This is a genomic window from Sphingomonas sp. KC8 (genome assembly GCF_002151445.1).
GTDB lineage: Bacteria > Pseudomonadota > Alphaproteobacteria > Sphingomonadales > Sphingomonadaceae > Sphingomonas_E.
This window is the reverse complement of the sequence record NZ_CP016306.1, coordinates 1461034-1478163: the sequence shown is the minus strand read 5'-3', so window position 1 is coordinate 1478163 and position 17130 is coordinate 1461034. Positions and strand designations below refer to the sequence as shown.

The following is a 17130-nucleotide window of genomic DNA, read 5'->3' as shown; positions in this document are numbered from 1 at the left end:
CCACTGAAACCTAATAGAAATCATTGTTTTGCGTCATAAGATAAATGCGCATTTCAAAAAACCAACTTGCGCGCTGGTTAATTTGTGCCACTCTCGCGGTGGATCGGACAGCGCACCGCGCATCCGGCCACGGCGTTGAACGTCATGATCTGGCCCGCATACGAGGCCGGGCAGCATTCAACGCCGATACGAATTCATAGAAATTCGATCGGGGAGATGGAGTTGAAACGGGTTTCTCTAATATTGCTTGCGACGTCTGCGATCGGCGGACCGGCTTTCGCCCAGCAGGCCGACGGTTCGGCGGCAACAACCAGCCAGGGGCTGGCCGATATCGTCGTTACCGCGCAAAAACGTGCCGAAAGCCTGCAGGACACGCCGATTTCGATTTCGGCGCTTGATGCGACATCGCTGGAAAGCAAGCGGGTCGTTTCGCTCGCGGATCTGACGTCCGCGATCCCCAATATGCAGGTTTCGCCGCACCCGAACACGGGCACGACCTTGCGCGTGACGGTGCGCGGCATCGGCGAGCCTTCGGCGACGCAAACGCGCGATAGCCCGGTCGCGGTCTATGTGGACGGCGTCTATGTCAGCAAGGGGCAGGGCTTGGCCAACGAACTGGCCGAACTGGAGCGGGTGGAAGTGCTGCGCGGTCCGCAGGGCACGCTGTACGGCCGCAACGCGACGGCCGGTGCGATCAACTTCATCAGCCGGGCGCCCGAACTGGGTGAATTTGGCGCGCAGCAGAGCTTTACGATTGGCAGCCGCAATGAATTCCGGTCGCGTACCTCGATCAACATTCCGATCGGCGATACGCTGGCTGCGGAACTGACCTATGTCCGCGCGAAGAAGAACGGCTTCGTCCGCAATCTCGGTGCGGGGGCCAAATATTTCGGCACAGTCGACCGCAACGCCATTCGCGGGGCGCTGCTGTGGCAGGCAACGGATGCGCTGGAAGCGCGCTATACCTATGATTCGTCGTGGCTTGAGGACACGTCGCCGTTCATCCAGGCCGTGCCTTTCTATCCGGCCAAGGGCGCAAGACAGCGTAGCGGCAGTTCGGGCGCCGTCGCATTGCGGCCGGGTTCGACACGGGTGCAGGGCCATAACCTGACGGTCAGCTATGATCTTGGCGATGCCCTTACGATCAAGTCGATCACGGGCTATCGCAAGCTGCGCGACAACACGAACCAGGTCTATAATCCGGGGCCGGTGCGGCCATTCCTGCCGTTCAACAACGTCAACACCACGGATCAGCACCAGTTCAGCGAAGAATTGCAGTTCATTGGCGATGTTGCCGATGGGGCGCTGAAATATGTCGGCGGGCTGTATTATTTCAGCGAATCCGGCGACAGCCTCGACCTGTCCAACATGCCATCCGGCCTAAATCCCCGCAGGGCGCACTGGAACAACAAGGCCTATGCCGTTTTCGGCCAGGCAACCTGGACGCCCAACTTTCTTGATGAGCGGCTGCACATCACGGTCGGTGCTCGCTGGTCCAAAGATGAACGCGCCGCCGACGTCTATTCGACGCGTACACCGCCTGGGGGCACCGCCATCGTTATTCTCGACGCGGCGGGCAAGAGGAACTTCAAGGATTTCAGCCCGACAGCCACGGTGCAGTTCGACATTAACGATGATGTGAACATTTATGCCAAAGCATCGAAGGGATATAAGACCGGCGGCTTCAATCCGACCGCGACAACCCCGGCGCGTTTTGCCGCCGGCTTTGGCCCGGAAACGCTTGTCTCCTACGAAGCCGGCCTGAAATCGGAGTTCTTCGATCGCCGTATCCGATTCAACATCGCGGCTTATTACAGCGATTATAAGGACATTCAGACCAACATCTTCGATCCGTTCAATCCGCGCGTGTTCGACGTTCTGAACGCCGGCAAGGCACGCACCCAGGGCTTTGAGGCGGATATCACCGCCTTGCTGTTCGACGGGATGACGCTGGGCGCCAGCTACGGCTATGTCGATCCGAAGTTCAAGGAGGTCATCGACCTGACGGGCACGGATATCGCATCGACCTTCCGTTTCACCCATGCGCCGAAGAACAGCTTTACCCTGAATGCGGATTACAAATCCCAGCCAACGGATGCTGGGATCATCGAGGCGAACCTGAACTATGCCTGGCAGGACAAGTATTTCGGCCTGACCACCGATCCCAGGGTCGTCACCCATTCTTACGGATTGCTCAACGGGCGTCTGGGTTTGAGTGACGCCGGCGGCATCGAAGGGCTGCGGATCGCCATCTGGGGGCGCAACCTGACCAATACCAATTATTATGCGAACTTCTTCGCGCTGGGCGATGTCGGTGCGGCCATGATGGGCGAACCGCGCAGCATGGGTGTCGATGTCAGCATGAAGTTTTGAACAGGCCGGCCCGTGTCGATTCGATTGGATTGGCGCGGGCCGGAATAGAGTAATCGATGGGGGGGGGGCAGACCGTTTGCCAGCCTTTTCAACAACGGCCCGGTGATCGACACCGGGCCGTTGGCACATTGGGAATGCGCCGATCAGGATCAGTTCATTCCGGCACCGCAATCTTGCGTTTGACATAAAAGTGAATGCTATTCACTAACGTCGGCCGTCGATAGCGCTGCTGAGGGTCTGCTGTGAAACATGTCCTGACAAGCCTTGGAATCGTTGGCCTTCTGCTGGTTGCGAGCCTTTTGGCGTGGGGCCAATTTGATCGTGAAAATGTGGCGGCTACGCCACTGCCCGGCGGTTCCAATGCGGCGGCGTGGTGGGATGCAGCCTATCAGCCGCAGCCGGTGGAAGGCATGATCGCGCCACACCCCTGGCTCGCGCCCGTGGGCAATGGCACCATGCACGGCGATGGATTTCAATCGGACGTGCATCCCGCGTCCGGGCCGATGGGGCTGGCCTATCAGGTTCGTTCGCGGCGCGCGGGCAATGGCCTGATCCGGCAATGCGCCACGTTCGCCTATCGCAGCGATGGCAAGCCGATCGCGATGTGCGGGGGCCTTACCGGCTTTCGCCTCGTCCTGCTCGATCCCGATAGCCTGGCCATGCTCGCCAGCTATGAATTGCCGATGCGGCCCAGCACGTTTCAGGCACTGGTGCAGCGCGATCTGTCCGTGGTGATGAGCGACACGTCGGGCGGGGCCTATCTGTTCCTCGACAATCGTGATCGTGTGGTGCTGGCCGACAGCCATCAGATCATCCAGCGGATCGCGACCCGGCAGGTGAACGGGCGGTGGCAATTCGTCGTGGATGGGCGATGGGCCATGAAGGCCCATGTCCCGCATGACTGCCTGAACTATGACAATTGGTTCCCGACCGGCGCGTGCGACATGCTGACCACGATCATGCCCGATATGCAGGGGCGTTATTGGTGGGTGACGCGGTATGGCCGGGTTGGCACGCTGGTGCCCGACAATGGCGTTGCCGGCCATATCCTGTTGCCGGGCGAAGAGATCCAGAACGCCTTCGCGGTCGATGACAAGGCGGTCTATATCATCACCGACCAGGCCCAATATGCCTTTACGGCGGGCGCTGATGGCAAGCCGCGCATCCTGTGGCGCCACCCTTATGATCGCGGGACGCAAACCAAGGTGGGATCGATCAATCGCGGAAGCGGGACGACGCCGACCTTGCTGGGCGATAGCTACATCACCTTTACCGACAATGCGGATGGCCGGATCAACCTGATCGTGCTGCGCCGTGGTGCGCTGGCAGCGGGCGAGCGGCGCGAAATCTGCCGCGTGCCGATGTTTGCCCAAGGGGCCAGCGCCACGGACAATTCGATGATCGGCATCGGCCGGTCGATCCTGCTGGAAAATAATGCGGGTTATGCCAGCGCGTTCGCGCAGAAGGATTGGGGGGCGATTGCCGGGGGCGTCACCCGTGTCGATATCCGGCCCGATGAATCGGGTTGCGACATGGTGTGGACATCCCCGCTCAAGGTGCCGTCGGTGGTGGCCAAGCTGTCGCGGGCCAATGGCATCGCTTATTATTACAGCTTCGATCCGGCACCCGATGGCGGGCAGGACTGGTCGGTCGTCGGACTGGATTTTCGTACCGGAAAACAGGTGCTGAAGGTGCCGACCGGGCGGGGCCGCGCGTTCGACAATAATTGGGCGTCGCTGTCGATCGCGCCCAATGGAGACCTGTATGTCGGGGTGCAGCGCGGGCTGTTGCAGGTCCGTCCGGCACCGCGGAACTGACGCCCCGACGAAAACGCCCCCGCCGAACGGATCGGCGGGGGCGTTTTTCGATTTCGCCTTGTCCGGCAGGCCGGGCCACCCGTTAAGGCAGCGCCGGCCGGCTGGCCTTACGACGAATAGTACATGTCATATTCGACCGGGCTGGGGGTCATTTCCCAACGCGCGACTTCGGCCCACTTGATATCGATATAGGCCGCGATCTGATCGTCGCTGAACACGCCGCCCTTGGTGAGGAAGGCGGTGTCCTTCTGGAGTTCTTCCAGCGCTTCACGCAGCGAGGCGCAGACGGTGGGCACTTCCTTCAGTTCTTCCGGCGGAAGATCGTACAGGTTCTTGTCCATCGCTTCGCCCGGATGGATCTTGTTTTCGATCCCGTCGAGGCCGGCCATCAGCAGCGCTGCGTAGCAGAGATACGGATTGGCCATCGCATCGGGGAAACGGAATTCGACGCGCTTGGACTTCGCGCCGGTGCCGTACGGGATGCGGCACGAAGCCGAACGGTTGCGCGACGAATAAGCGAGCAGCACCGGCGCTTCATAGCCCGGCACCAGACGCTTGTAGCTGTTGGTGGTCGGGTTGGTGAAGGCATTGAGCGCCTTGGCATGCTTGATCACGCCGCCGATGAAGTACAGGCACATATCCGACAGGCCGGCATAGCCATTGCCCGCGAACAGCGGTTCCTTGCCGTTCCAGATCGAGAAGTGCGTGTGCATCCCCGAACCGTTATCTTCCTTGATCGGCTTGGGCATGAACGTCGCGGTCTTGCCATAAGCCTGGGCGACCTGATGGACGACATATTTGTAGATCTGCATGCGATCCGCAGTCGTCACCAGCGTGCCGAAGGTGAGGCCCAGTTCGTGCTGGGCTGCGGCCACTTCGTGGTGATGCTTGTCGCAGGGCAGGCCCATTTCGAGCATGGTCGAAACCATTTCGCCACGGATGTCGACGGCGCTGTCGACCGGCGCGACCGGGAAATAGCCGCCCTTGGCGCGCGGACGGTGGCCGAGGTTGCCGCCTTCATATTCGCGGCCGGTGTTGCCCGGCAGTTCGATGTCGTCGATCTTGTAATAGCTGGTCGAATAGCTGTTTTCGAAGCGAACATCGTCGAACATGAAAAATTCGGCTTCGGGGCCGACATAAACGGTGTCGCCGATGCCGGTCGACTTCAGGAACGCTTCGGCGCGCTTCGCGGTCGAACGCGGATCGCGGGCATAGAGTTCGCCGGTCGACGGTTCGACGACGTCGCACACCAGGATCAGCATCGGCGTCGCCGAGAACGGATCGATCCAGATCGCGTCCAGATCCGGCTTGAGGATCATGTCGCTTTCGTTGATCGCCTTCCAGCCTTCGATCGACGAACCGTCGAACATGAAGCCGTCGGTCAGCTCATCGTCGGTGACGACGCTGGAAACCATGGTGAGGTGCTGCCACTTGCCCTTCGGGTCGGTGAAGCGGAGGTCGACCCACTCGATCTCCTTGTCCTTGATGAGTTTCAGAACGTCAGAAGCCTTATTGGCCATGTCTCTTCGCCTTCCGATGAAATCCCTAGAGTGTGGCGGGTTTGCGGCCCGCGGATATTGCGGCCCCGCGCGATCAGATCGCGTCGGCGCCCTTCTCCCCGGTGCGGATGCGCAGGGCGCTTTCCACCGGGATCACGAAGATCTTGCCGTCACCGATCCGGCCCGTCTGGGCGGCATTGGCGATGGCTTCCACCACGCGTTCGGCGAGGTCGTCGTCGACCACCACCTCAAGCTTCACCTTCGGCAGGAAATCGACGACATATTCGGCACCCCGATACAGTTCGGTATGCCCCTTCTGCCGGCCGAACCCCTTGGCTTCGGTGACGGTGATACCAGACACCCCAACCTCGTGGAGGGCCTCCTTCACTTCGTCCAGCTTGAACGGTTTGATGATCGCTTCGATTTTCTTCATGGGCGCTCCCTCCCGCTCGAACGCTGACGCGCGTTCTTCAATAAGCGTGCCAAATGGTGCGGCGCAAGAATTGGCCACGAATCCGCGTTCGACTTTCGCCGCGTTGCCGCAAGAAGCGGCAGGAGGCAAAAATATGCCCGAATCTTGGGCAGACTTCGTGCCAAAAAATGGCCGATACGGGACTAAGTTGCAGGGCCGATTCGGCCGGGAGGCACAGGGGTGAGTCGCGAATGGCTGGTGGTGGAGACGCTGCGCGAGGCAACCGCCGTCCAGCGACGGATCGGCGAACTGGCGGAGACGGCCGACCGGATCGGCCCGGTGCAGCACATCGCCGGGGCCGACGTATCGATGAAATGGCGCGACAGCCGCGGCCCGATCCATGCCGCGATCGCCCCCGTCGATGGCGCGCCCGCCACCGCGACGATGATTCCGGCCTTTCCCTATGTGCCCGGCTATCTGGGGTTTCGCGAAGCCCCCGTGCTGGCGGCGGCGTGGGACCGGCTGGCGGGCAAGCCCGACCTGATCCTGGTCGACGGGCAGGGGCGGGCGCATCCCCGGCGTGCGGGCGTGGCCAGCCATCTGGGGGTGATGCTGGATGTCCCCACCATCGGTTGCGCCAAATCGCTGCTGTGCGGCGCGGTGGCGGGTGCAGTGGGACCGCAACCGGGCGACCGCGCGGCGGTGGTGGACCGGGGCGAGGTGATTGCGATCGCGCTGCGCACCCGGCCAAGGGCCGCGCCCATTTATGTGAGTGTCGGCCATCGCCTGTCGCTGGACAGCGCGGTCGCATGGGTGCTGCGCCTGTGCGACGGCCGCCGATTGCCGGTGCCGATCCGGCTGGCGCACGATGCCGCCAATGCCGCGCGGCGTGCGTTTGACGGGCAGGGATGAGGCCGCGGGGCGGTTTGCCGCCTTCCCGTCATGCCGAACTTGTTTCAGCATCCATCCTGCGGCAGGTGAAACGCGATTAGTTAGCGCGCACCCGTGGCGAGATGGACCCTGAAACAAGTTCAGGGTGACGGTCGAGAATGAATGCTGGCGGCGCTTGTCCGCCCATCTCTCAGGCGTAGGGCGGGGCGTGCTGGCCGGTGGGGCTGGCCGTGAAAATTTCGCAGCCGTCTTCGGTGATGCCGATCGAATGTTCGAACTGCGCGGACAGCGAACGATCGCGCGTCACCGCCGTCCAGCCATCATCGAGCACCTTCACGTCGGGACGGCCGATGTTGATCATCGGTTCGATCGTGAAGAACATGCCGGGGCGCAGTTCCGGCCCGGTGCCGGGGCGGCCGACATGCACCACTTCGGGCGCATCATGGAACACGCGGCCAAGACCGTGGCCACAGAAATCGCGGACGACGCCGTAGCGATGCTTTTCCGCATGGCTCTGGATCGCGTGGCTGATATCGCCCAGCCGATTGCCGGGCTTGGCCTGCGCAATGCCGAGCATCAGCGATTCATAGGTGACGTCGACCAGCCGGCGCGCCTTGATCGGCACGTCGCCGACCAGATACATCCGGCTGGAATCGCCATGCCAGCCATCGAGCAGCGGGGTCACGTCGATATTGACGATATCGCCGTCCTTGAGCGTCTTGGCGCTGGGAATGCCGTGGCAGACGACATGGTTGATGCTGATGCAGCAGCTATGCGTGTAGCCGCGATAGCCAAGTGTCGCGGGAACCCCGCCGCCGGCCAGCGTCATCTGGCGAACGATGTCGTCAATTTCCGCCGTCGTAACACCGGGACGGACGTGCGGCACGACCGCATCGAGGATTTCCGCGGCGAGCCGGCCGGCGCGGCGCATCCCTTCGAAACCGTCGGGGCCGTAGAGCTTGATCGCGCCGTTGCGCGTGACGGTATCGCCGTCCTTCACGTTCACATAGCTGTCCATGGCGGCCATATAGCAAGGCAAGGCCGCTTTTGCGAGGCAGGTTGGCGAAAGCATTTCCCCCCGACGCGCGAGTTGTTCTATGCCCCTGGCGATGAGCGAAGATCGCATCTGGACAGCCGCCCTGATCGTCATTGGCGACGAGATTCTATCGGGCAGGACGCAGGACAAGAATATTGCGCAGGTGGCGCTGTGGCTGAACGAGCAGGGCATCCGCCTGGCCGAAGTGCGCGTCGTCGCCGATGATACCGCCGCGATCGTCGCGGCAGTCAATGAATTGCGCGCGCGCAACGATTATCTGTTCACCACCGGCGGCATCGGGCCGACGCATGACGACATCACCGTCGACGCGATCGCGGCTGCCCTTGGCCGGGACGTGATCATCCACCCCAAGGCGCGCGCGGTGCTGGAAGGCTATTACGCCACGCGCGGCGGGCTGACCGAGGCGCGGCTGCGCATGGCGCGCGTGCCCGATGGCGCCGAACTGATCGAAAACCGCATGTCGGGCGCGCCGGGCATCCGGGTCGACAACATCATCATCATGGCCGGCGTGCCGCATATCGCGGCGCTGATGCTGGAGGCGCTGAGTGGCCAGCTGGACGGCGGCAAGCCGATGCTGTCGCGCACCTTGGGCTGCTGGGTGCAGGAAAGCGAAGTCGCCGATCTGCTGGGCGATACCGAAGCCGCGCATGATGGCTGCCAGATCGGCAGTTATCCGTTCTTCCGCGATGGCACGGTGGGCGCGAACTTCGTCATCCGGTCGACCGATCCGGTGCGGCTGGATGGGTGTGTCGACGATCTGGCGGCGCGGTTGCGGGCGGCGGGCCGCGAAGTTTTCGCCGACGGCATCTAGGCGCTGGGATGGCGCGGATCCTGATCGGCTGGGAATTGGGATCGGGCAGCGGCCACACCCTGAAGCTGATCGATATCGCCGCCGAACTGCGCCGGCGCGGGCATGAACCGATATTGGCGGTGCAGCAGACCGGCGCGATGCCGGCGGACTATCCGCTATGGCAGGCGCCGTTATGGCCGGCGCTGATCACGACCCGCAGGCGCAATGCGACGGCCAGCCCGTCCACCTATGGCGATATCCTCGTGGCGCTCGGCCTGATGGAGCCGGGGGCGGTTTCGGGGCTGCTGCGCGGTTGGGAGGCCATTTTTGCGGCCGTTCGGCCCGACGCCGTCATCGCCGAATTTGCCCCGGCGCTGATGCTGGCGGCGCGGGGGCGGGCGCCGCTGCTGGCCATCGGATCGGGCTTTGGCCTGCCGCCTGCGACGTTGCCCGCCTTTCCCAGCCTGACCGGCGCAGGAGCCGTGCAGGATGAGCGCCGGGCGCTTGCCCATCTTAATCGCGAGTTGGCCGTGGCGGGGCTGCCGGCGATCGGCGCGCTGCCGGCGATCTTCCACGCCGATCGCACGCTGGTGCAGGCGTTTCGCGAACTCGATCCGTATCGCCCCTGGCGTCCGGCGGGCGATTATGCGTCGCCGCACATGACGGAGGGCGCCGCCATCGCCGACGGACGCGGCGAGGAAGTGTTCGTCTACCTCAACGGGCAGCGGCCGGGCCTGGAAGGCTTATTGGGCGGGCTGGCGGGATGTGGCCTGCCGGTGCGGCTGCACGATCCCCTGATCGCCGAGGCCGATATCGCCATTCTGGAACGCGCGGGCCTTACCTTCGAACGGCAGCGGGTGCCGTTCGCGCGTATCGCCGAACGATCACGGATGATCATCGGCTATGGCGGGCTGGGGCTGGCTTCGGCGGCCTTGTGCGCGGGGGTACCGCAGATGATTTTCCCCTTCGATATCGAAAAGCGGATGACGGCCGCCGCGCTGGAGGAGGCAGGGCTGGGCCTGCGCGTCGAACTCGCCGGGATGGACCGAGCCGCGATCGCGGCGCTGTTGATCAAGGCCTTTGCCGATGACGCGCTGGCCGCCCGCGCGATCGCCGCGGCCCCCGGTTTTCGCGCGCGGGCCGCTGTGCCGTGCGCGCAGGCGACGGCCGATGCGGTGGACGAACTGCTCGCCGCATAAAAGAAGGCCCGACCATCTGAAGACGGCCGGGCCCAGTTCTAGGGATTCGATCGGAGAGGGGGATCGGTCCCGCCGACCAGCAGGAAGAGGGGGCTTCCGTGCCGGCAGGTTCGTGGCGGTCAGCGCAGCGGTGCTTCGATGCGCGCCCAGAATTCGTCGGGTGTCAGCGGCGGGGGATCATCCCGCTCGCGGTCTTCGCTGTTATCGTCTGGCATGGCGTCCTCCCTTCGATAAACACTACTAAATCAGTAGAGATTAAAGCGCAGCCCCGAAAACCTATCGACCCACCAAGCGAAACTTTAACCGGCGAGCGCGTCCTTTCCGCAGGATGGAGGTTGGAGTATCGCTGGGGGATGAACCCGCTTTACGCCGAAATGCCGACGACCATCTTCGAGGTGATGTCCGGCCTCGCGCGGGATCTGGGGGCGATCAACCTGGGGCAGGGATTTCCCGACGCGCGCGGCCCTGAATCGGTGATCGAGGCGGCGGTGACGGCGCTGCGCGAGGGATCGAACCAATATCCGCCGATGGTCGGCCTGCCCGAACTGCGCCGCGCGGTGGCCGACCATTATCGCCGCCATCAGGATGTCGACCTCGACTGGGCGACCGAGGTGACGGTGACGTCGGGGGCGACCGAAGCGCTGGCTGCGGCGATCTTCGCTTTGGTGCGGCCCGGCGATGAAGTGCTGCTGATCCAGCCGATGTACGACGCCTATCTGCCGCTGGTGCTGCGCGCGGGTGGCGTGCCCCGTTTCGCCAGGCTTGCCCCGCCCGACTGGCGGATCGACGCCGCGATGCTGGATGCGGCCTTCACCCCCAAGACGCGGCTGGTGATCCTGAACAACCCGATCAACCCGTCTGCCAGCCTGTTCGACGCGCAATCGCTGGCGCTGCTGGCGAAACGGATCGTTGCCCATGATGCCGTCGCGATCAGCGACGAGGTGTGGGAGCATCTGGTGTTCGACGGCCGGAAGCATATTCCGTTGATGACCTTGCCGGGGATGCGCGAACGGACGGTGAAGATCGGTTCCGCCGGCAAGATATTCTCGCTCACCGGGTGGAAGGTGGGGTGGATGTGCGCGGCACCGGGGCTGAGCCGGGTGCTGGCCAAGGCGCACCAGTTCCTGACCTTCACCACGCCACCCAATCTGCAGCTGGCCGCAGCGCACGGGCTGGGCCTGCCCGACGGTTATTTCGCGGAAATGCGCGCCGGCTATGCCCGTTCGCGCGATCGGCTGGCGGCGGGGCTGGCGCAGGCGGGCTATGCGGTGCTGCCATCGGCCGGCACCTATTTCCTGTCGGTTGATCTGACGGCGTCGGGAATTGCCACCGACGATGTGACCTTTGCCGAGATGGCGGTGCGCGAGGCGGGCATCGCCACCATCCCGGTTTCCGCTTTCTACGCCGAAGATGCCGTTCGCAGTGTCGTGCGCCTGTGTTTCGCCAAGCAGGATGCGACGATCGATGCGGGGATCGATCGCATGGCCGCCGCCCGTGCCCTGTTCGTAGCGGATTGAGACAGAAAGCGATTGTGCCGGGGTCGCTTTCCGTGTCGTCATCGTCGATTTTCAGGGTAATGTTGGGGTGTGGGACAGCAATAAGCGGCGGGTGGGGAGTATCGCGGCGAAATGGACTGGTCGACCAGCAGTATCGCGGATGCGACGATCGGCTGCCCGCAAGGCCGGGTGGACGAGGAAACGTGGGAACTGTTCCTTGCGCGGATGACCGAAACCATCGCTGTCGCGGGTGATGCGGGCCATCGCTTCGTGCTCGACCTGGCCGGGGTGGATTATATGTCGTCGCGCGGCCTGCGCGCGCTGACGATCGGCAAACGCGAGGCCGATGCCCGGTCCGTGGCGATGCTGCTGGCCCGCCCGAACGATCGGATGCGCGAGATTCTGGCGATCAGCCGCTACGACAAGATTTTCCAGGTAACGGCGTCGATCGAAGCGGCGGGCTGACGCCGGATTGGGGGAGCAAGGGATGCTGGTTCGATTCTGGGGCACGCGTGGATCGCTTCCCGTTGCGGCCCGCGCCGCGACGATCGAACGCAAGATCGCCCGTGCGCTGGTCGCAGCCGGCGGGCAGCGTTTCGCCGATGAGGCCGAGGCGCGGGCTTATATCGCGTCATTGCCCGATTTTTCCGCCGCGCACACATATGGCGGGGCCACCACCTGCGTCGAAATCGAAGGTGGCGACGACAGTTTTGTCATTTGCGACATGGGATCGGGCCTGCGCGAACTGGGCATCGACGCCTTCGCGCGCTGTGCGGCCGGCAAACCGCGCGAATATAATTTCTTCCTGTCGCACCTGCATTGGGACCATATCATGGGGTTCCCGTTCTTCGGGCCGGCCTTTGATCCGGGCGCCCGGATCATCATCCATTCCGGCCATCCCGATGCCGAACAGGCGCTGCGCCGCCAGCAGGAGGAAATATCCTTTCCCGTGCCGTTCGACGGGCTGCGCGCGGCGATCACGTTCCGCACGCTCGTGCCCGGCCAGCGCTACGACATCGCAGGCATGACGGTGCAGTTGATCGAGCAATATCACTCGCACGCATCCTATGGCTATCGGTTCGAAGGCGGCGGCAAGGCGGTCTGTTTCAGCACCGATGCCGAACATCGCATCGACGATATGGAAAATGAACAGGCGTTCGAGGCGTTCTTCCGCAACGCCGATCTGTGCATCTGCGACACGATGTATTCGCTGGCCGAAAGCGTGTCGATCAAGGCAGACTGGGGCCATTCCAGCAACATTGTCGCCGTCGACCTGTGCCAGGCGGCCGGGGCCAAACGGCTGGCCCTGTTCCACCACGAGCCGACTTATGGCGACGAGGATATCGAACGGATGCACCGCGAATCGATCCGGTTCGAGGAACTGAACCGGGGCGACCGGCCCAGGCTGGACGTGCTGTGCGCCTATGACGGGCTTGAAGTCGCGCTCTGATCCCGTGCGTGCGCACCCCGCGCGCACCCCGCTGGTTCGCGCGCGGGGCATCGGGCTGGTAGCAGCGGCGCTGATGGCCTTGCTGTTGCTGCTGGCCGGGCCGGGCGGGAGCGAACGGCTGTTCGATCAGTATCAACGCTGGGCGCCCGCCAGCACCGCGCATCCGGTGGCGCATGTCGTGCTGATCGATCCGGAAAGCCTGGCCGCGATCGGCCCCTGGCCATGGCCGCGTTACACGCTGGCGCGGCTGGCCGAGCGCATCGGGCAAAGTGGCGCGGCCGCGATCGGCTTTGACATGCCGTTCCCCGAACCCGATCGCTACAATCCGGATCGGTTCGCGGCGCTTTATCCCGAACTGGATGAAGCAGCCGGGCGCCATATCGCGGCCTTGCCGTCGATGGATGCGCTGTTCGCACAGGTCATCGGCCGCTATCCGGTCGTGCTGGCGCGCGCCGGGCTGGCCAAGGGCAGCACCGATTATGAGGCCGCGGCCGCCACCGATGCGGGCCTGTTGCCGGTCGAGGCGCAATTTTCCGCACCCCTGCCAGCCAGCGTCGACACTTTTCCCCGCGCGCTGGCCAATATCGCCGATCTGGACGATGTGGCGGCGGGGCATGGCCTGATCAACGGATCACCCGATGGCGATGGCGTCGTTCGCCGCGTCCTGCTGGCAGCCAATGTCGGCGGGGTGGCGACACCGGGATTTGCGTTCGAACTGGCGCGCGTCGGCCGGGGCATAACGCAGGTTGATCCGGTGGTTGCCGGGGGCAGCCTCAGCGCGATCCGGCTGGGCGACATCCGCATTCCCGTGGCGCCCGATGGACGAATGCGCCCGCGTTTCGGCCCGCTGCCACCCAGTTCGGTGACGTCGGCGCATCTTGTGTTCCAGCAGGGCAGCGCCCCCGATCGCTTCAAAGGCAAGATCGTGCTGATCGGCCTTGCCGCCGCCGGAACGGCGGACGTGGTGACGACGCCGATCGAGGACGAAACCTACGGCGTCTATGTGCAGGCCCGCGCGGTCAACGCGATCCTGGCGGGCGATGCGCTGGTGCGGCCCACCCTGGCGCTGGCGTGGGAAAGTGCGGCCGGCATCGCGCTGGCGCTGCTGTCCTTGTGGCTGATGCCGCGATTGCGCCTGCCATGGGCGGCGATCATTCCTGTGGGTGCGGCACTGGCGGTTGCACTGGCCAGCTGGGCCGCCTTTCGCACAAGCGGGCTGCTGCTTGATCCGGTACGGCCGATCCTGATTGCGGCGGCGGCCGGTGGCGGCCTGCTGATCACCCTGTTCATCGAAGGCGGCCGCGCGCAGCAGCGGCTGGAAGCCGCACTCCATGCCGAACGGCTGAGCGCGGCGAAGGCGGCGGGCGAACTGGATGCCGCGCGGGAGATCCAGCGCGGCATGTTGCCCCCGCGCGAACGCATGACGGGCCTGCATCCCGCCGTCGATCTGGCGGGGCTGCTGGAACCGGCGCGTTCGGTGGGCGGTGATTTTTTCGATGCAATCCGGATCGACGACCGGCGCATCTGTTTCCTGATCGGGGACGTCACCGGAAAGGGCGTGCCGGCGGCCTTGTTCATGGCCTTGTCCAAGGCGCTGGCCTGCAGCGTGCTGCGGCAGGGGCCGGCCGATCTGGGCGCGGCGATGAGCGGCCTGAACGATGAAATTGCGCGCGACAACGGGCAGGACATGTTCGTGACGATGCTGGTCGGCATTCTCGATACCGAAACCGGCGATGTGCAACTGTGCAACGCCGGACATGAAAATCCATTGCGGGCCGGCAAAGACGGGCGGATCGAGGAAATCATGCTCGATGGCGGGCCGCCGCTGTGCGCGGTCGACGGGTTCCCCTATCCGGTCGAGACGATCCGCCTTGCCCCCGGCGAACGGCTGGTGATCGTCACCGATGGCGTGACCGAGGCGCAGAACCCGGCCGGCGATTTCTTTGGCCATCCCCGATTGCGCGAGACGCTGGCCGCCTGGAGTGCGGATCGCCCGGCGATCGAGGCTGCCGAAGCATTGCTGCGCGCGGTGCGCAGCTTTGAAGCCGGGGGCGAACCCAGCGACGATTTTACCGTATTCGCGCTGCGTTACCGGCCGGCTTGAAACCGCGCTAACGGACCAGCACTTCGACGCGGCGGTTTCGGCCTTCGCGCACGGCATCGTCGGTCGCTACCAGCAGATCGCGTTCGCCCCGGCCGGCGGCGCGGGTGGATGCGGCATCCAGCCCCCGCGCTACCAGCACTTCGCGGATCTGCCGTGCCCGTTCCAGCGACAGGCGATCATTATCGTCGGGCGCCCCCAGCGTATCGGTGTGGCCGATGATCTGGACGTCCGCGCCCGGCCGGCCGGCGATTTCGGCGAACAGGGCGCGCAACACTTCGTCCGATCCTGGCGCCAGATCGGTCGAATCCTCCAGAAAATAGAGCGTGAAGCTTTTCACCTGCGCGGGCAGCCCATCGATCAGCGCGCGTTCTTCGGCGGACAGTTGCGCCGGATCGACCACGCGTGGACGGATCGTGCCCGATCCGAGGCGCGACCGGCTGTTCGCCTGATCGATCAGCGCACGATCACTGCCGGTCGTTTCGTCGATCACCGCGACCGCGCCGGTTCTGGCAGGCTGCCCGGTGGCTGCATCCGTTTCACCGTCGAGCAGCAGCAGCGATGGCGTTGCACAGGCAGACAGCAAGGCGGTGATCGCAAACGCGGGAACCAGACGGATCAAGGGACCATCACCACGAACCGGGTGCCGCGCACGCCGAGCAAGGATGTCGGCGTGCGGACCTGCATCGCTTTGGGATCTTCCTTGGCGATCTGCCCCGACACCACGGCAAGCGATCCGCGATCGACCCTGGTGATGAATGCCCCCTTGTGCGTGGTATCATCGAACCGGAAATCGGACAGCGCGATCCGCGATCCCGGCCCGGCGGAAAAGCGGCTATTGTCGATGAAGGTGATCGCCAGCCGGCCATCGCGACCGGTGACCAGCGTATCGCCCTTCAGCAGGGGGATGCCGGGTGCGGGCGCCACCCGCTGGCCGGCACGTTCGATCCACGCCTGCCCGACGACGCGCTTGACCCGGCCGATTTCGGCAAGTGCCGGGGTGGCCATCGCAAGCATCAGCGCAAAGGTGATCAGACCGCGGCGAATCATTGGCTTTCCCCCAGCAGTATCTGGCCTAGAATAGGCCTGATGGCGGGATGCGACAATCTGGCGATTTGTGTGCCGGCGGGGCCGGATGCGGCGGCAAAGGCGCTGGCCGCCACGCGGCAATTTCTGTTGCTTGCCGGATGCAAGGACGAAACCGGCGCGCATCTGGCGATCATCGTCGAGGAAATCATATGCAATATCGTCGACCATGGCCGGCCGCCGACGGATGACCCGATCGAACTGACTTTTGCCCGCACCGCGCGCGGATTGCGCCTTGGCGTGATCGACGGCGGTGCGTTCTTCGATCCGCGTTCGGCGGATATGGCCGGTGAACTGCCCCCCGAACGCGGGGGCGGGGCAGGGATCGCCCTGATCCGCGCCTGGGCGGAAATCCTGTCGTACGAACGCCGCGGCGCGCGCAACCATCTGCTGATCGAACTGCCCGAATGATCGGCGGCGTCAGCGCGCGGCAAGCGTGCGGACGGCGCTGATCTGATTACCATCGAAGCCAAATTCGACCAGCCGGGCCGCGCACCGTTCCGCCATGCGGTGGCCGCTGCGCACCGCGCAGACGAAGCTGCGCAGCGCTTCCAGACGGGGATCGGCAAGCGGGCGGACGCTTTCCTGCCCGGTGAACCAGCCCATCACCTGCCGCCAGCGCGTTGCCGCTTGCACCCGGCCCCCACCCCAGTGGGCGGCTTCGCGCAGGGCGATCGTCACCACTGTCCATTCGAGCGCCGAGAAGGCGACCAGCGGCGCATCGGCGATCATGACCTTGCGGTCGAAACTGTCGCTGGCTGGCATCCGGCTCATCATGCGCTCCTGTCTCACGGCTGCTTCGCATATTCCTTAAGGCAAGGGATGCATCGCCGGCGCCTGACGCGCTGTGATGCCGGCCACACCCATTGCCGTTTTGGCCTGGCGCAATGCCATGTCCATTTGGACGGCGCTTGTCGTCGGCCGGTCGACTAACGTGCCGGATCGTTCGACAGGAGAGC

Annotated in this window: 16 protein-coding genes; 10 read left to right on the top strand and 6 right to left on the bottom strand. The window is 64.4% G+C overall.

Annotated elements, in window-relative coordinates; genetic code table 11:
- The first annotated feature begins 222 nt into the window (after nucleotides 1-222).
- A complete protein-coding gene (locus tag KC8_RS06945) occupies nucleotides 223-2373 on the top strand; it encodes a TonB-dependent receptor (protein ID WP_232455651.1) in 2151 nt (716 codons plus the stop codon).
- Nucleotides 2374-2702: 329 nt separating this feature from the next.
- Complete coding sequence (locus tag KC8_RS06940) at nucleotides 2703-4190, top strand: hypothetical protein (protein WP_138956808.1); 1488 nt, start codon at nucleotides 2703-2705, stop codon at nucleotides 4188-4190.
- A gap of 107 nt (nucleotides 4191-4297) precedes the next feature.
- On the opposite strand, the gene glnA is transcribed toward KC8_RS06940, so the two are convergent.
- On the bottom strand, nucleotides 4298-5710 hold the full coding sequence (glnA, locus tag KC8_RS06935; RefSeq protein WP_010127956.1) for a type I glutamate--ammonia ligase: 1413 nt from the start codon (nucleotides 5708-5710) through the stop codon (nucleotides 4298-4300).
- 73 nt (nucleotides 5711-5783) lie between these two features.
- Entirely contained in the window at nucleotides 5784-6122 is a 339-nt protein-coding gene (locus KC8_RS06930) for a P-II family nitrogen regulator (protein WP_010127957.1), read from the bottom strand.
- Nucleotides 6123-6341: 219 nt separating this feature from the next.
- Here KC8_RS06930 and KC8_RS06925 point away from each other — a divergent pair, with 219 nt between their 5' ends.
- A complete protein-coding gene (locus tag KC8_RS06925) occupies nucleotides 6342-7013 on the top strand; it encodes an endonuclease V (RefSeq protein WP_010127958.1) in 672 nt (223 codons plus the stop codon).
- 169 nt (nucleotides 7014-7182) lie between these two features.
- Here KC8_RS06925 and map read toward each other — a convergent pair whose 3' ends face one another.
- Nucleotides 7183-8010 (bottom strand): type I methionyl aminopeptidase, encoded by an 828-nt coding sequence (map, locus tag KC8_RS06920; RefSeq protein ID WP_010127959.1) that lies wholly within the window; start codon nucleotides 8008-8010, stop codon nucleotides 7183-7185.
- A 91-nt stretch (nucleotides 8011-8101) separates the two neighbouring features.
- On the opposite strand from map, the gene KC8_RS06915 reads away from it, so the two are divergent.
- From KC8_RS06915 to KC8_RS06890, 6 genes are all read left to right on the top strand, one after another.
- Nucleotides 8102-8860, top strand: coding sequence for a competence/damage-inducible protein A (locus KC8_RS06915; protein WP_086495678.1), 759 nt, complete (start codon nucleotides 8102-8104; stop codon nucleotides 8858-8860).
- An 8-nt stretch (nucleotides 8861-8868) separates the two neighbouring features.
- Complete coding sequence (locus KC8_RS06910; protein WP_010127961.1) at nucleotides 8869-10038, top strand: nucleotide disphospho-sugar-binding domain-containing protein; 1170 nt, start codon at nucleotides 8869-8871, stop codon at nucleotides 10036-10038.
- A gap of 353 nt (nucleotides 10039-10391) precedes the next feature.
- The gene (locus KC8_RS06905; protein ID WP_010127962.1) at nucleotides 10392-11555 is read left to right on the top strand and encodes an aminotransferase; all 1164 of its coding nucleotides are present in this window, start codon (nucleotides 10392-10394) and stop codon (nucleotides 11553-11555) included.
- A 111-nt stretch (nucleotides 11556-11666) separates the two neighbouring features.
- Nucleotides 11667-11999, top strand: a complete 333-nt coding sequence (locus KC8_RS06900) for an STAS domain-containing protein (RefSeq protein ID WP_010127964.1) — start codon at nucleotides 11667-11669, stop codon at nucleotides 11997-11999.
- A gap of 22 nt (nucleotides 12000-12021) precedes the next feature.
- Entirely contained in the window at nucleotides 12022-12984 is a 963-nt protein-coding gene (locus KC8_RS06895) for an MBL fold metallo-hydrolase (RefSeq protein ID WP_010127965.1), read from the top strand.
- Nucleotides 12985-12988: 4 nt separating this feature from the next.
- Entirely contained in the window at nucleotides 12989-15088 is a 2100-nt protein-coding gene (locus tag KC8_RS06890; RefSeq protein ID WP_029624886.1) for a CHASE2 domain-containing protein, read from the top strand.
- Between the two features lie 7 nt (nucleotides 15089-15095).
- On the opposite strand, the gene KC8_RS06885 is transcribed toward KC8_RS06890, so the two are convergent.
- Complete coding sequence (locus KC8_RS06885) at nucleotides 15096-15707, bottom strand: OmpA family protein (RefSeq protein ID WP_010127967.1); 612 nt, start codon at nucleotides 15705-15707, stop codon at nucleotides 15096-15098.
- Nucleotides 15704-16135, bottom strand: a complete 432-nt coding sequence (locus KC8_RS06880; RefSeq protein ID WP_010127968.1) for a FecR family protein — start codon at nucleotides 16133-16135, stop codon at nucleotides 15704-15706. Before KC8_RS06880 ends, KC8_RS06885 begins: the two co-directional genes overlap by 4 nt.
- 39 nt (nucleotides 16136-16174) lie before the next feature.
- On the opposite strand from KC8_RS06880, the gene KC8_RS06875 reads away from it, so the two are divergent.
- The gene (locus tag KC8_RS06875) at nucleotides 16175-16582 is read left to right on the top strand and encodes an ATP-binding protein (protein ID WP_010127969.1); all 408 of its coding nucleotides are present in this window, start codon (nucleotides 16175-16177) and stop codon (nucleotides 16580-16582) included.
- 9 nt (nucleotides 16583-16591) lie between these two features.
- Here the strand turns inward: KC8_RS06875 and KC8_RS06870 are convergent, their stop codons facing one another.
- Nucleotides 16592-16945 carry a hypothetical protein gene (locus tag KC8_RS06870; protein WP_029624887.1) on the bottom strand — a complete coding sequence of 118 codons (354 nt, stop codon included), beginning with the start codon at nucleotides 16943-16945 and terminating at the stop codon, nucleotides 16592-16594.
- Between the last annotated feature and the right edge of the window lie 185 nt (nucleotides 16946-17130).

Bases quoted from the DNA above. Each gene is read 5' to 3' on its own strand.
- glnA (WP_010127956.1), bottom strand. From the start codon at position 5,710: ATGGCCAATAAGGCTTCTGACGTTCTGAAACTCATCAAGGACAAGGAG.
- KC8_RS06930 (WP_010127957.1), bottom strand. From the start codon at position 6,122: ATGAAGAAAATCGAAGCGATCATCAAACCGTTCAAGCTGGACGAAGTG.
- map (WP_010127959.1), bottom strand. From the start codon at position 8,010: ATGGACAGCTATGTGAACGTGAAGGACGGCGATACCGTCACGCGCAAC.
- KC8_RS06915 (WP_086495678.1), top strand. From the start codon at position 8,102: ATGAGCGAAGATCGCATCTGGACAGCCGCCCTGATCGTCATTGGCGAC.
- KC8_RS06910 (WP_010127961.1), top strand. From the start codon at position 8,869: ATGGCGCGGATCCTGATCGGCTGGGAATTGGGATCGGGCAGCGGCCAC.
- KC8_RS06905 (WP_010127962.1), top strand. From the start codon at position 10,392: ATGAACCCGCTTTACGCCGAAATGCCGACGACCATCTTCGAGGTGATG.
- KC8_RS06900 (WP_010127964.1), top strand. From the start codon at position 11,667: ATGGACTGGTCGACCAGCAGTATCGCGGATGCGACGATCGGCTGCCCG.
- KC8_RS06895 (WP_010127965.1), top strand. From the start codon at position 12,022: ATGCTGGTTCGATTCTGGGGCACGCGTGGATCGCTTCCCGTTGCGGCC.
- KC8_RS06880 (WP_010127968.1), bottom strand. From the start codon at position 16,135: ATGATTCGCCGCGGTCTGATCACCTTTGCGCTGATGCTTGCGATGGCC.
- KC8_RS06875 (WP_010127969.1), top strand. From the start codon at position 16,175: ATGGCGGGATGCGACAATCTGGCGATTTGTGTGCCGGCGGGGCCGGAT.
- KC8_RS06870 (WP_029624887.1), bottom strand. From the start codon at position 16,945: ATGAGCCGGATGCCAGCCAGCGACAGTTTCGACCGCAAGGTCATGATC.